Origin of the sequence: Kitasatospora sp. NPDC004745 (assembly GCF_042873275.1) — a bacterium.
Taxonomy (GTDB): Bacteria; Actinomycetota; Actinomycetes; order Streptomycetales; family Streptomycetaceae; genus Kitasatospora.
In genome coordinates this window covers 323,052-336,738 of sequence record NZ_JBIALK010000003.1, presented here as the reverse complement: position 1 = coordinate 336,738, position 13,687 = coordinate 323,052, and the positions used below count along the sequence as shown (strand labels likewise).

The window sequence follows — 13,687 nt, the reverse complement described above, 5'->3', positions numbered from 1 at the left end:
GCTCCGGACCCGACCGGTCCGGTCCCGTACCCCTTCGGATCCCGGGCTCGTACCGCCCGTGGGATCCCTGGCTCCATCGATGGAAAGGCAAGGAACACCTTGACGACGACCACGAAACGCTACGGACTGGTGGCGGTCTGCCTCCTGTTGGCCGGCCTCGTGCTGATGGCGGCCTTCGGCAACGGCAGCAGCAGCGCCGAATCCGCCAAGGGGAGCACCGACCCCGGGCAGCTGGCCGGGGCGACGGCGCCGGCCCCGGCCGGTGGCTACGGCTCCTACGGCGACTACGGATCGTCGGCCTCGGCCTCGCCGGCGGCCGGCGGCGGCCGACCCGGCGGGCAGCTGGCCGTCCGGGTGGACGACAAGCTCGGCTCCGTCCTGACGGACGGCCAGGGCTTCACGCTCTACCGGTTCGACAAGGACACGGCCAAGCCGCCGATGTCCAACTGCGCCGGCGCCTGTGCCACCACCTGGCCGCCCGTCACCAAGGACGCCATGACCATGGCGGGCACCGGCATCGACCAGGCCAAGCTCGGTGAGATCGTCCGGGGTGACGGCTCCCACCAGCTGACGGTGGGTGGCTGGCCCGCCTACCGCTACGCGCAGGACACCGCGCCCGGTGACACCAAGGGCGAGGGCGTGGGCGGCACCTGGCACGCCCTGGCGCCGGACGGGTCCAAGGCCGCGAGCGCCGGTGCCGGTGCGCAGCCGTCCGCGACGGCCACGGCGACGGCCACGGCCGCGCCCACTGCCGCGCCCACGGCGACGGCCGCCCCGATGCCGCCGTCCTCCCCGCAGCCCCCGGCCGGGGCGCAGCTCTCGATCTTCGACCACCCCCAGCTCGGCCCGATCATGGTGGACGCCCACGGCCGGACCCTCTACCACTACGGGAAGGACACCGCCTGGCCCATGCGCTCCAACTGCGAGGGGGACTGCCTCAAGACCTGGATGCCCGCGGCGCCGGTGGACCCGGCCAAGATCAAGGGCGTCGACCCGAAGCTCGTCGGCAAGATGCAGCGCCCGGACGGCACCTGGCAGCTGAGCATCAACTGCACGCCGGTGTACGTCTACTCGGGCGACAAGGGCTACGGTGACGCCCTCGGCAACGGACTGGCCGGGAACCAGTGGACGGCCATCAACCCGCAGGGCAAGCCGGCGACGGGCAAGTGAGGCTTCCCGGCCCCGCCCTCGCGCCGGCCGGCCCCGGCCGGCGCGTCGGCGCCCCGCTCAAGTGGGCCGCGCTGACCGTCCTGCTCGCCCTCGGGGCCACCGAACTGCTCTGGGGATCCGGCGGGTTGGTCGGCACCTCGCAGGCCGGCACCTCGCAGGCCGCACGGAGACCGGGCGGAAGCTCCGTCGAGGAGCTGGCGCAGCGGATCGGCTGTGCGGCGGAGATCACCGCCGACGCGGCGGACCTCCGGCAGGGCCTGTGCACCGTCGGCGGTGAGGAGACCTGGATCGCCACCTTCCCCACCCCGCGCGCCCAGCAGGCCTGGATCGAGGAGGCGCGGGCCTACGGCGGGTCGTACCTGGTCGGCGACGAATGGGTGGTGGTGCTGTCCGACGCCACCACGGACCTCCTGCACGGGCTGCTCGGCGGGACGGTCGTCGGCGGCGCCGACCACACCGGCGGACACGCGCACACGGAAGGCGGGTGACGCCCCGGGGCGGCAGCGAGAGCAGTGACGACAAGGGCGAGGGCCCCCACCGGCGTCGGGCCGGCGGGGGCCCTCGCCGGCGTACGTCCGGCGGCGTGTCCGCCCCAAGTACGCTGTTACGGAACACGCCTGGCACGGTGTCATGCCCCGGCCGGCGGGGGTCGTTCAACCATGCGAATGCCGTATGACCTTTTCTGTTATCCGGGGGCCCCGGCACTTGACGAGACCTCGCCACGGGCCGGGACGGGGCCGAGGCCCACCCCCCGGGCCCCTCCCGCACCACCCCGGACCCGCCCGGCGGGCCGCACACCGACTCCGCACATTCGGATCCGGAATCACCCGGCGCACGGCTCCCCCCGGACGGTTGCCCCGAAACCCGTGGGACTGGTGTGCTGAGGCCCTTCCCGCCACACCGTCCCGACGGCCCAGCAGCAGACCGCCGTCGCGACCTTCGTCCAGGCGACTCCGGCCCTTGCGGCCGTGCCACCGGCCGGGCCCGCGAGCTCCCCGCCGGACGAAGGCCATAGCCGAGGAGGACAAGGTGACCCTTCTGACCAGCACCCGCGAACCGGGACTGAGCGCCCTGAGCGACGCCGAACTCGCGGAGGTGCTCACCACACCGACCCCGACCGGCGCCTCCCGCATCCGGGAGGTCATGGCCGAGGTCTTCACCCGGCACCACGGCGCCGTGCTCGCCTACGCCCGCCACTTCTGCCGGGACCAGCAGACGGCCCAGGACCTCGCCGCCGAGGCCTACGCCAGCACCTACCAGTCCGTGGCCCGCGGCCGTGGCCCCCGGCACGCCTGGCGCCCCTACCTGAAGGCCTGCGTCCGCCGGACCGCCATGGAGTGGAGCGCCCAGACCAGGGACCGCGTCGTCCTGGCGGCCGACTTCCACACCTGGGCGGAGTGCCTGGCCGACGAGGCCGAGACCGAGGACGCGCTGCTCGCGGCCGAGGAGACGGCGCTCATCGCCGGCGCCTACCGCGCCCTCCCCGAACGGTGGCAGGTGCTGCTCTGGTTCTTCGTGGTCGAGGGCGAGTCCGCCGCCACCGTCGCCCAGCGGATGAGCATGACCCCGAGCGGGGTGCGCTCCCTCGCGGCCCGCGCCCGCGGGGGCCTGCGCGAGGCGTACCTGAGCGCGCACCTGGACGAGGGCACGGGGCAGGGGTGCCTGTACTTCACGTCGGTGCTGACCGGAGCCGCCCGCCGCCCGGGCCGCCGCCGGGCCCGTGAGCTGGCCCGGCACCTGCAGGAGTGCCCCGGCTGCGGGCGGGTCGCGGAACAGTTCCGCCGGGCCAACTCCAGCATCGGGACCTCCACGATGGTGCCGCTGCGCCACGTGCCGGTGCGGCCGCACTGAGCCGCCGCCGACAGGCGCCGGAGGCGGCGGGGCCCGGCGCGGAGCGGTCGGCCCGGACCGCCGGGAGGCGGTCCGGGCCGGTTCCGGTGCCCGTCAACCCGTCGACGAAGCTCCCGCCGGACGGGGACGGTCGCGGTCGTGACCCCGTCTGCCGGGAGCTCCGGAACTGCGCGCGGCGCGGGTGCCCGACGGGCTCCCGCGCCGCTCACTCGGCGGTCGGACGGTTCAGCAGGGGAAGGTGCCGCTGTAGAGCGAGTGCCCGTAGGAGGAAGTCCCGGAGCCGAAGCCGTAGATGCCGTCGTCGCTCCAGACCGCCTCGCGGAAGCCGTTGACGCAGGTGGAGGTCGGCGCGAGCGCGAAGCCCTCCAGGTTGTCGACCGGCATGACGGCGGGGTTCGTGTAGGTCACGTCCGGGACGATCGCGCCCGAGGCGTTGACCTTCAGGAAGGTGTGCGTCTCGCCGCAGGTGTTGTCGCAGGTCGCCACGATGCGCTGGGTCCCGGCGTCGAAGGTCACGTCCATCACGGAGACCTTGCCGGTGGCGATCGTGCCGAAGGTGGTGAAGGTGCCGTCGGAGTTGAGGCCGTAGACGTGCAGCGTGCCGTCCCACTCGAGGCCGGCGAAGAACAGGCCCGCGCCGTGCAGCGGGTAGTTCGCCGGGTTGTAGGCGGCACCGGTGAGCGGGTCGACCCAGCCGTTCGCGGTCAGCCAGCTGTCGGGCACGTAGCCGACGCCCTCGAAGCCCAGGTTGGCGTCGTCCTTGCTGCCGGTGTCGAGCTGCGGGAACTGCGAGGTCATGTCCCACTGGTGGATCGGCGTGAGCGTCGAGCCGGTCGCGGCCGGGTCGAACTCCATGATCGTGTCCTTGGGGACGGTGTTGTTGCCGTTGTCGCGCTCGGAGGTCACGTAGACGTGGCCGTTGGCGCCGACGGTCAGCCCCTCGGAGTCGGGCTGGCCGGTGCCGCCCGCGAAGCGGATCTGCTTGCCGGTCGCGCTCCACGACGGGTCCGGGACCCACTTGCCGTTGCTCTTGACCAGCTTGTACAGCCAGTTCTTGTTCTTCGCGGCCCACAGCACGGACGGGTTCGCCGGGTCGAAGGCCAGGCCGCTCAGGTCACGGCCCTCGGGGCCGGTGGAGGTGGTGAACGCGCAGACGTTGTCGGCGATCGTGACGTCCAGGCCGCCCGGCCAGGCCAGGGTGCCGGCCGGGGTGGAACCCGTACCGCCGGGGGCCTCGGGGGTGCAGCCGCTGGTGAGCGCGCCGCCGCCGCCGAGCAGGTGGCCGGTCTGTCCGCCGCCACCGCCGCCACCGGCGCCCGTGCAGGAGTTGGCGCCGCCGGGCGTCGCGGTCACGGCGGTCCGGAACCAGCCGGTGCCGTTGGCGCAGCGCTCGTCCGAGGGCTTGGCGCCGCCCGTCGCCCAGGTCACCGAGTCCACGGTGGTGCCGTTGCCGTCGAGGAGCAGGACGGAGTCGTTGTCGCCCAGCCCGAGGGTGGAGTTGAAGGTGACGTAGCCGCCCGCGGGGATGCTGGTGGCGCTCGGGGAGGAGGACGAGATCGAGACCGGGGCGTGGGTGGTGTCGTTGTCGACGTACTTCCACGACCCGATGCCGACGGCGCTGGTGCCGCCGTTGTACAGCTCGACGGTGTCGGCGCCGTCCGAGGTGACCTCGTTGATCCGGATGCGGCTCGCCGCCGGGAGGGAGGACGGGCAGCCCGGGGCGTTGGCGCTGCCGAAGGTCGTCGCGGCGGTCGTGGTCACCCACGCGCCGGTGCCGTCGCCGCCGCAGCGGGCCATCGCGGGCTTCGCCGCGCCGGAGGCCCAGTCGACGCGGTCGACCACGGTGCCGTCGGCGGTGTAGATCACCAGCTTGTCCGAGTCGCCCAGCCCCTTGGGGGAGTTGAAGGTGACGAAGCCGCCGGCCGCGATGGTGGTGGAGGACGGGCTGAACGACTGCGGGGAGAAGCCGTCGTCCGACATCTTCCAGCCGCTGATGCTCACGGCGGTCGAGCCGGTGTTGAAGAGCTCCACGGTGTCGTTGTTCGACGAGGTGACCTCGTTGATCCGAACGTTCTGGTAGCCGGCCGGGTCCGCGGCGGCCGCGGGCTGCGCGGCGACGAGCCCGGTGGCGACCAGTCCTGAGAACGTCAAAGCCGCGGCGCACACGGAGGCGACGCCGGCACGCGAGTGTGAGGTAGGCACGAGGCCGAACTCTGATGTCACAAGCTTGAAACGGCGTGTACGCCGGCTGAATGCCGTCTGCTGGGCACCGGAACGCCAGGCGTCCGCGGCCCCACCGGGGGTGGTCGGGGCCCCGCCGGGGGCGGTCCGCGGTCCGGAGCGGACCCTGGCCGCACGCCCGTTCGGTCGGCCTCTTACCATCGTGTCGCATTCTTCGACGGACGCTGCCGCCTGCCCGGCCCCGTGCCCGCCGTCCACCGCCCGACAGGACACAGCGACTCCACCGCACGGCGACGGGGTCGTGCACCGAGGAGGACCGTCCATGCAAGCCCGGAAGATCGGCGCTGCCGCCGCCGCGACGGCGGTGGCCCTGCTGGCCGCCCGCGACCTCACCCAGAGGAGGCACGCGCTGCTCCGGAACTTCCCGGTGGTCGGGCACGCCCGCTACCTGCTGGAGCGGATCGGGCCGGAGCTGCGGCAGTACATCGTGACCTCCAACGAGGAGGAGCGCCCGTTCAGCCGGGACCAGCGCACCTGGATCTACGCGTCGGCGAAGGAGCAGAACAACTACTTCGGCTTCGGGACGGAGCTCGACGTCGAGCACGTGCAGGGGCACGCCTACCTGAAGCAGCGGACCTTCGCCGGCGCCCTGCCCGACACCCACGACCCGCAGGCCCCGCTGCCTTCGGCCAAGGTGCTGGGCGGGCCGCGCGGCCGCGCCCGGGCGTTCCGGCCGGCGAGCGTGGTGAACATCTCGGCGATGAGCTTCGGCTCGCTCTCCGGTGCGGCCGTCACGGCCCTCAACAAGGGGGCGGCGCTCGCGGGCACGCTGCACAACACCGGCGAGGGCGGCCTCTCGCCGTACCACCGCAACGGCGGCGACCTCGTCCTCCAGCTCGGCACCTCGTACTTCGGGTGCCGCAACGAGGACGGCAGCTTCAACCTCGACAAGCTCAAGGAGGTCGTCGCCGGCGCCCCGGTCAGGGCGATCGAGATCAAGCTCTCCCAGGGCGCCAAGCCGGGGCTCGGCGGGATGCTGCCGGGTGCCAAGGTGACCCCGGAGATCGCCGCGATCCGCGGCATCCCCGTCGGCGAGGACTGCGCCTCCCCGTCGCGGCACAGCGCCTTCGGCGACGTCGACTCGATGCTCGACTTCGTCGAGCTGCTCGCCACCGAGACCGGCCTGCCGGTCGGCGTCAAGAGCGCGGTGGGCGAGGCGGGTTTCTGGCAGGAGCTGGCCACGCTGATGGCGCGCGGTGACCGCGGGGTCGACTTCGTCACGGTCGACGGCGGGGAGGGCGGCACCGGCGCGGCGCCGCGGATGTTCGCCGACTCCGTGTCGCTGCCCTTCCGGATGGGCTTCTCCCGGGTCTACGGGACCTTCGCCGAGCTGGGGCTCACCGACGAGCTGACCTTCATCGGCTCCGGCAAGCTCGGCCTGCCCGAGAACGCCGCCGTGGCCTTCGCCCTGGGCGTCGACATGATCAACGTGGCCCGTGAGGCGATGCTGTCGATCGGCTGCATCCAGGCGCAGAAGTGCCACACCGACAAGTGCCCCACCGGCATCGCGACCCAGAACCCGTGGCTGGCCCGCGGCCTCGACCCGGCCTCCAAGGCCACCCGGGCCGCCGTCTACCTGCGCACCCTGCGCAAGGAGCTGCTGAAGGTCTCGGGGGCCGTCGGCGTCGCCCACCCGGCGCTCATCACGCCGGACGACGTCGAGATCATGAACGGCGACTACGAGGCCCGCACCCTGGCCGGCGTCTACGGCTACAAGGAGGGCTGGGGCGAGCTCGGCCCGGACCTCCGGGACGCGATCACGGCCCTGGTCACCGGCGGTCCCGCCGTCTGACGCACCGCCCGGGGCGCCGCCCCGGCACCCCGGCATCGTGTTCCGCCCCGCGCGCAGGCCTCCGGCCGGCACGCGGGGCGGAGCCGTTCTCCCGCCGGACCGGCGTCAGCCGATGTACTCGGAGGGGGAGAAGACCTTGCCGGACCAGGAGCCGTCGATGACGAGCTGGCCCTGGGCCTGGGCGTAGCCGCCCGCACCGATCGGGTCCCAGCCGGCGTTGCACCAGGAGCCCGGGTCGCTCGCGGTCATGCCGTAACAGGTGTTGTAGTCCTCGTAGCTGCCGAGGTGGTTGACCCAGACCACGCCGGTGATCGCGTGGTTGCCGTGGTTGGTGACGTGCAGGAGCGGGAAGACGGAGGTGCCGCTGACGCTGACGCAGGCCTGGGCGTAGACGTCCCCGGCGAACTGCTGGGTCGCGCCGCAGTAGATGCCTGAGGTGACGGCGTGGGCGCTGCCGGTGCCGAGCGCGAGGGTGGCGAGGGTGCTGGCGGCGAGGGCCGCCGCTGCGAGCGTCCTGCGGGTGGTCATGGTCGTGGTTCCCTTCGTCGGGGTGCCGGGCTGGTGCGGTGAATCCAGGGAATCCCGGGCCGTTCGGGCCGGTCGAGTGATTCGATGGATTTCGGATGCCGGTGCGGAGGGGGTACGGCCCGTGATACGGATCAGCCTGGGCGCCGAGGGTCTGGGGAGCGTCAGGTTCGCGGTGTCCCCGCTGGATTCGGCGAAGGACCTGCTCTACGCCTTCGGGCGGACGCCGAAGGTGCTCAGCGCCGAGTGGCGGGCCCGGGCCGGGGCGGCGCTGGCGCAGGAGCGGCTCGGGTTGCTGGGCGTGGTGGGCGGCGGCGGGCCGTGCGGTTACGCCCCGGACTTCCTGCGGCCCGAGTCGCAGGGCTTCGAGACGAGCCTCGACGCGGCCCTGCACCGGGTCGTCACCACCCCGCCGGAACGGATCGGCTACGAGCTGGGGCTGGCCGTCAACGGCCATGCGTGGGACCCGGATTCGGACCGGCCGTCGCCGCGGCTGCTGCACCGGGCCCTCGAACGCGGGGAGCAGTACCTGGCGCACCGCCTCGCGGACGAGATGACGCAGTTCTGGCGCGCGGCCCTCGCGCCGTCCTGGCCCGGCATCCGGACCCGGCTGGAGGCGGACGTCAGCGCCCGGGCCACCGACATCGCGCACCACGGGCTCGCCGCCACCCTCAACCGGCTGGCCCCGAACCTGGCGTGGCGCGACGGCGAACTGACGGTCCGGCTCCGCCCGGGCAGTCCGCACGGCCTGACGCTGCGGGCCGACGCGGTGATCCTGGTGCCGAGCGTCTTCGCCAACCAGGCGATCTTCTGCGCGGGTGAGCCGCCGGGCGCACCCGCACCCCGCACCCCGCTGATCGTCTATCCCGCGGCCCCCGCGGACTGCCTGGCGCCGTCGGGCGGGGCGAGGCTCATCGGCGCGACGAGGGCGCGGATCCTGGCCGAGCTCGGCCACCCCCGGTCCACCGCGGAGCTCGCCCAGCGGCTGTACCTGAGCCCGGCGACGGTCTCCTACCACCTGCAGATCCTGCACCGGGCCGGGCTGGTCACCCGCAGGCGCCACTCCCACCACGTGCTCTACCAGCGCCTCAAGGGGACACCGGGGCTCGGCGGAGACCTGATCTGACGTCAGGACTGGCCGGAGGCAACGGTCCCGTCGGTGTGCGCGTCGTTCGCCGGAACGGGCCAGCCTGCCCGCAATTGGTCCAGACCTATTGACCCGGCCTTGCGACCCCTCCTACGATCCGGTCCGGCACAGCCCCACATGTCCCCCCACCTCACCCAGAGCCGGGCGTCACGCCCCCACGCGTCGGTCATGTCCATGACGCTCGGCGGGAAGGGAGCACAGCATGTTCCGTCGGAGGTCGCGCACTCCACGCCCGTCGGGCGGGTTCCACCCCGGTCCGGACCCCGTCCGCCCCGACGGCGCCCAGGCCGGCGCCGAGCCGCCCGGGGCTCCCCGCCCGCACCGGGCGGGCGTCGAGCACGCCGCGCGGGCGAACCACAGCGCCGGCCGCACCGGGCCCGGGCCGACCGTCCTCCGGCGCACCCTCGCCGGGGTGAGCGCCGCCGCCGTCGTCGCCGCGGGCCTCGCCGTGGCCGGTACCGTCACGGCCGGTGCCGCCACCCCCAACCTGCTGGCCAACCCCGGCTTCGAGACCGGACTCTCCGACTGGACCTGCACCGGCGGGTCCGGCGCGGCCGTCACGTCACCCGTCCACTCCGGGGCCTCCGCGCTCAGGGCCACGCCGTCCGGCCAGGACAGCGCCCAGTGCACCCAGACCGTCAGCGTGCAGCCCAACTCCCAGTACACGCTGAGCGCCTACGTCCAGGGCAGCTACGTCTACCTGGGCGCCACCGGCACCGGCCTGTCGGGCGCCCAGTCGACCTGGACGCCGAACAGCGCGACGTACGGCCAGCTCAGCGTCGGCTTCAGCACCGGGCCGAGCACCACCTCCGTCACCGTCTACCTGCACGGCTGGTACGGGCAGCCCGCGTACTACGCGGACGACGTGTCGCTCACCGGCCCCGGCGGCAGCACCCCCACGCCGACCGCCACACCGACCACGGCGCCGCCCACCACGGCGCCGCCGACCACCGCCCCGCCCACCACGGCGCCGCCCACCACCGCCCCGCCCGGTGGTGACACCTGCCCGACCAAGCCCAAGCCGTCCGGCAAGGTCCTGCAGGGGTACTGGGAGAACTGGGACGGCGCCGCGAACGGCGTCCACCCCGGCATGGGCTGGGTCCCCATCACGGACAGCCGGATGGCCGCGCACGGCTACAACGTCATCAACGCCGCCTTCCCGGTGATCCTCTCCGACGGCACCGTCCTGTGGCAGGACGGCATGGACGCCAACGTCAAGGTCTCGACCCCCGCCGAGATGTGCCAGGCCAAGGCGGCCGGGGCGACCGTCCTGATGTCGATCGGCGGAGCCGCCGCGGGCATCGACCTGAGCTCCAGCACCGTCGCCGACAGGTTCGTGGCGACCGTCGTCCCGATCCTGAAGAAGTACAACTTCGACGGCATCGACATCGACATCGAGACCGGCCTGTCCGGGAGCGGCAACATCAACACGCTCTCCGCCTCCCAGGCCAACCTGGTGCGCATCATCGACGGCGTGCTCGCCCAGATGCCGGCGGGCTTCGGCCTGACGATGGCCCCCGAGACGGCCTACGTCACCGGCGGCAGCGTCACCTACGGCTCGATCTGGGGCGCCTACCTGCCGATCATCAAGAAGTACGCCGACAACGGGCAGCTGTGGTGGCTGAACATGCAGTACTACAACGGCAGCATGTACGGCTGCTCCGGCGACTCCTACCAGGCCGGCACCGTGCAGGGCTTCACCGTGCAGACCACCTGCCTGAACAACGGCCTCACCATCCAGGGCACCACCGTCAAGGTGCCCTACGACAAGCAGGTTCCCGGCCTGCCGGCCCAACCCGGCGCCGGTGGCGGCTACATGGCGCCGGGCCTGGTCAGCCAGTCGTGGAACGCCTTCAGCGGCTCGCTGAAGGGGCTGATGACCTGGTCGATCAACTGGGACGGTTCGAAGGGCTGGAGCTTCGGCGACAACGTCAAGGCCCTCCAGGGCCGTTGACCTCCCGGCGGCCTCCCGGACGCCTCCTGCCCGGCACCCGCTGACGTCCCGTGCCCCGGATCCGGTCCGGGGCACGGGACGTGGTGTCACGGCGTGCGCACCGGCTCCGGGCCGGACGCGGCTCCGTCGGTGGTCCGGGCCGCCGGGCCCGCCCCGGCCGGCGCGGCGGCGGATCCGGCGGCGACCGCCGAGGGGCGCCCCGCCGAGGAGGCCGGCCGCAGCAGCACGGCGCAGGCCAGGGCCGCGAGCAGGGCGAGCGAGGCCGACACGACCAGGCACAGCCGGAGACCGTCGAGGAAGGACCCGCCCAGGGCGGCGAGGGCCTGCCCGGTGGCGGTGTCCAGATCCAGCCCGGCCACGGCGGCCAGTCCGTGTTCCCGGGCGGTGGCGAGGACGCGTTCGCCGGTCTGCGCGGGGACGCCCGCCTCGGCGAGGTGACCGGGGAGCGCGTGGAGGGCGCGGGTGGTCAGCAGGCTGCCGAGCACGGCGGGGCCGAGGGCGGCGCCGACCTGCCGAAAGGCGTTGTTGCCGGCCGCGGCCATCCCGGCCAGGTGGTGCGGGACGGCGGAGACGGCGGAGGCGGTCATCGGGGTGAGGACGGCGCCCAGGCCCAGGCCGAGCAGGACCAGCCGCCAGGCGATCGAACCGAAGGAGGTGTGGGCGTCGAGGCCGGTGAGCGACAGCAGCGAGCCCGCCGTGACCACCAGCCCGCCGGTGATCATGATCCGGGCGGACACCCGGTGCATCAGGCGGCCGACCGGCACGCTGGCGACGAGGGACGCCCCGGAGACCATCACCATCCGCGAGGCCGCCTGGAGGGTCGTCAGGTGCTGGACCACGCCGAAGTACAGGCTCAGCACGAAGAAGAAGCCGATCAGCCCCAGGAAGCTGATCATGGCCACCAGGGCGGTGGCGGTGAAGGCGGGACTGCGGAACAGCGCCGGGTCGAGCATCGGGCTGGAGCTGCGGCGCTCGACCGCGACGAACACCGCCGCGCCGAGTGCGCCGAGCACCAGGGCCCCGACCACGGCGGGCTCGCCGAAGCCGTTCGCACCGCCCTCGATGACGCCGTAGACGACCGCGGTGACGGTCACCGCGGCGGTGATCTGGCCCGGCCAGTCAAGCCGGCGGCCGTGCGGTGCGCGAGAGTCGGGCAGCCGGAACGCGGCCACGACCAGGACGACCAGCGACACCGGCACGGGCAGGAGGAAGATCCAGCGCCACGCGACGTGCTCCAGCAGCACGCCCGCGATCAGCGGCCCCACGGCGAGCGAGGCCAGCAGGGACATCGCCCACAGGCCGATGAACCTCCCCCGCTCCCGGTGGTCGGGGACGGCGTGGCCGATCAGGGCCAGCGTCGTGGGCAGCAGCGCCGCCGCCCCGAGGCCGGAGAACACCTGGCCGACCCAGAGCCACTGCACCGAGCCCGACGTCAGTGAGACCGTCGCCCCCAGCGCGCAGAGGGCCGTGCCGGTCCGGAACACCCGCTTGCGGCCGTGGACGTCGCCCCACACGCCGGTGGTCAGGATCAGCGCGGCCATCGGCAGCACGAAGGCGTCCGACACCCAGGACAGCTGGGACGTCGACGCGCCCAGCGCCCGCTGGATCGCCGGAAGGCTCACCGACACGGTGGTGACGGGCAGGTAGGCGACGAAGACGCCCAGGCAGGCCATGACGAGGGTGATGCCCCGCCCGGCCCTGGGGCCCTGCATCGTTGCGGAATTCACGAGGACGTTCCTTCGGCTGCGGAGGGTGTCGGACGACACCGTCGGCTGGATGGGCGCCGCCGTCCGGCGCGCCCGCTCCCGGCGCGGGCCCGCCGGCGGACCGCCGCCGGGAGCGGCGCCGCCGCCGATCACCCGCGGAGCGCTGTACAGCTTCGTCCCCGGCCGCGCCGAATCCCCAGGCGATCCCGGTAGACGTCGCGGAACCTCCAGCGCGGCCGCCGGCCGTGTGAGGATTCCCCCATGCCCGACGATCTGGACCGCACAATCATCCACGGCCTCCACTGCGCCCCGCGGATCTCCTTCCGCCGCCTCGGCGAGATCGTCGGGGTGTCCGAACAGACGGTGGCGCGCCGCTACAACGCCCTGCGCCGTGACGGGGTCCTGCGCGTGGTCGGACTGAGCAGTGCCGCCGCCCACGGCCAGTCCGAGTGGATCGCCCGGCTGCGCTGCCGCCCGGACGCCGTCGACCCCCTCGCGGAATCGCTCGCGCGCCGGCCCGAGGTGGCCTACGCCAGCATCGCCTCCGGTGGATCGGAGATCAACTGCATCATCCGCTCACCGGCCGGCACCGGCCGCGACGACGTCCTGCTGCGCCAGCTCCCGAAGGCGGCCTCGGTCCTCGACCTGAGCGTCGACCTCCTCATCCACGCCTTCGGCACCCCGGGCGCGGACGGTTGGACCGGCCGGGAGGGCTCGCTCACCGACGAGCAGGTGCGCCGGCTCACGGCGGAGCGCCCCACGCCCGCCGGGCCGCCGATCCCCCCGACCGACGAGGACGGGCCCCTGCTGGCGGCCCTGGCGGAGGACGGCCGGGTGTCGCACACCCGGCTCGCCGAGGTCACCGGCTGGTCCAAACCGCGCGTCGCCCGCCGCCTGGAGGCCCTGGAGGGCAGCGGCTCCCTGATCTACGACATCGACACGCTGCCGGAGCGGCTCGGCTACGGGCTCAACGCCACGCTCTGGCTCCAGGTCGACCTGCCCCGGCTGCACCGGATCGGCGAGGAGCTCAGCCGGCACGACGAGTGCGCCTTCGCCGCGGCCGTCAGCGGCAAGCACAACCTGATGGTCGTCGTCATCTGCAAGGACACCGCGGACTTCTACCGGTACCTCAGCACCGGATTCGCCGGCGTCGAGGGCATCAGGGGGTACGAGATCAGCGTCCGGGTGCGCCGCCTGAAGCAGGCCGCCTCACTCATCCACCACGGACGGCTCGTCCACCCCGCCCTGGCCTGAGGCCGGGCTGTGGCACGAGGAGGGGGGGCTCGCCCGGCGCCGCGCCG

General features: G+C 73.6%; 10 protein-coding genes and 1 pseudogene. 8 read left to right on the top strand and 3 right to left on the bottom strand.

Going from position 1 to position 13,687, the window contains the following annotated elements; genetic code table 11:
- Positions 1-99: 99 nt before the first annotated feature.
- The 3 genes from ACFYUY_RS08450 (at position 100) to ACFYUY_RS08440 (ending at position 3,021) form a co-directional block, all read left to right on the top strand.
- Positions 100-1,170: an SCO0930 family lipoprotein gene (locus tag ACFYUY_RS08450; protein WP_387899224.1), complete on the top strand. Its 1,071-nt coding sequence runs from the start codon at positions 100-102 to the stop codon at positions 1,168-1,170.
- On the top strand, positions 1,167-1,658 hold the full coding sequence (locus tag ACFYUY_RS08445; RefSeq protein WP_387899221.1) for a hypothetical protein: 492 nt from the start codon (positions 1,167-1,169) through the stop codon (positions 1,656-1,658). Before ACFYUY_RS08450 ends, ACFYUY_RS08445 begins: the two co-directional genes overlap by 4 nt.
- A 541-nt stretch (positions 1,659-2,199) precedes the next feature.
- Entirely contained in the window at positions 2,200-3,021 is an 822-nt protein-coding gene (locus tag ACFYUY_RS08440) for a sigma-70 family RNA polymerase sigma factor (protein WP_360222175.1), read from the top strand.
- Between the two features lie 225 nt (positions 3,022-3,246).
- On the opposite strand, the gene ACFYUY_RS08435 is transcribed toward ACFYUY_RS08440, so the two are convergent.
- Positions 3,247-5,172 carry a lamin tail domain-containing protein gene (locus ACFYUY_RS08435; RefSeq protein WP_387899219.1) on the bottom strand — a complete coding sequence of 642 codons (1,926 nt, stop codon included), beginning with the start codon at positions 5,170-5,172 and terminating at the stop codon, positions 3,247-3,249.
- Positions 5,173-5,524: 352 nt separating this feature from the next.
- On the opposite strand from ACFYUY_RS08435, the gene ACFYUY_RS08430 reads away from it, so the two are divergent.
- Positions 5,525-7,054: an FMN-binding glutamate synthase family protein gene (locus ACFYUY_RS08430; RefSeq protein WP_387899217.1), complete on the top strand. Its 1,530-nt coding sequence runs from the start codon at positions 5,525-5,527 to the stop codon at positions 7,052-7,054.
- Positions 7,055-7,159: 105 nt separating this feature from the next.
- On the opposite strand, the gene ACFYUY_RS08425 is transcribed toward ACFYUY_RS08430, so the two are convergent.
- Entirely contained in the window at positions 7,160-7,582 is a 423-nt protein-coding gene (locus tag ACFYUY_RS08425; RefSeq protein WP_387899215.1) for a hypothetical protein, read from the bottom strand.
- Positions 7,583-7,703: 121 nt separating this feature from the next.
- On the opposite strand from ACFYUY_RS08425, the gene ACFYUY_RS08420 reads away from it, so the two are divergent.
- From ACFYUY_RS08420 to ACFYUY_RS08410, 3 genes and pseudogenes are all read left to right on the top strand, one after another.
- Complete coding sequence (locus ACFYUY_RS08420; protein ID WP_387899214.1) at positions 7,704-8,705, top strand: helix-turn-helix domain-containing protein; 1,002 nt, start codon at positions 7,704-7,706, stop codon at positions 8,703-8,705.
- A gap of 223 nt (positions 8,706-8,928) precedes the next feature.
- A pseudogene (locus ACFYUY_RS08415) lies at positions 8,929-9,549 on the top strand (carbohydrate binding domain-containing protein); the annotation flags it as partial.
- 42 nt (positions 9,550-9,591) lie between these two features.
- Complete coding sequence (locus ACFYUY_RS08410) at positions 9,592-10,680, top strand: chitinase (protein WP_387899551.1); 1,089 nt, start codon at positions 9,592-9,594, stop codon at positions 10,678-10,680.
- Between the two features lie 86 nt (positions 10,681-10,766).
- On the opposite strand, the gene ACFYUY_RS08405 is transcribed toward ACFYUY_RS08410, so the two are convergent.
- Positions 10,767-12,392 carry an MFS transporter gene (locus ACFYUY_RS08405; protein WP_387899548.1) on the bottom strand — a complete coding sequence of 542 codons (1,626 nt, stop codon included), beginning with the start codon at positions 12,390-12,392 and terminating at the stop codon, positions 10,767-10,769.
- A 255-nt stretch (positions 12,393-12,647) separates the two neighbouring features.
- On the opposite strand from ACFYUY_RS08405, the gene ACFYUY_RS08400 reads away from it, so the two are divergent.
- Positions 12,648-13,640, top strand: coding sequence for an Lrp/AsnC family transcriptional regulator (locus ACFYUY_RS08400; protein WP_387899211.1), 993 nt, complete (start codon positions 12,648-12,650; stop codon positions 13,638-13,640).
- The last annotated feature ends 47 nt before the right edge of the window (positions 13,641-13,687 follow it).

Coding starts and splice junctions, on each gene's coding strand:
- ACFYUY_RS08425 (WP_387899215.1), bottom strand. CDS start 7,582: ATGACCACCCGCAGGACGCTCGCAGCGGCGGCCCTCGCCGCCAGCACC.
- ACFYUY_RS08430 (WP_387899217.1), top strand. CDS start 5,525: ATGCAAGCCCGGAAGATCGGCGCTGCCGCCGCCGCGACGGCGGTGGCC.
- ACFYUY_RS08405 (WP_387899548.1), bottom strand. CDS start 12,392: ATGCAGGGCCCCAGGGCCGGGCGGGGCATCACCCTCGTCATGGCCTGC.
- ACFYUY_RS08400 (WP_387899211.1), top strand. CDS start 12,648: ATGCCCGACGATCTGGACCGCACAATCATCCACGGCCTCCACTGCGCC.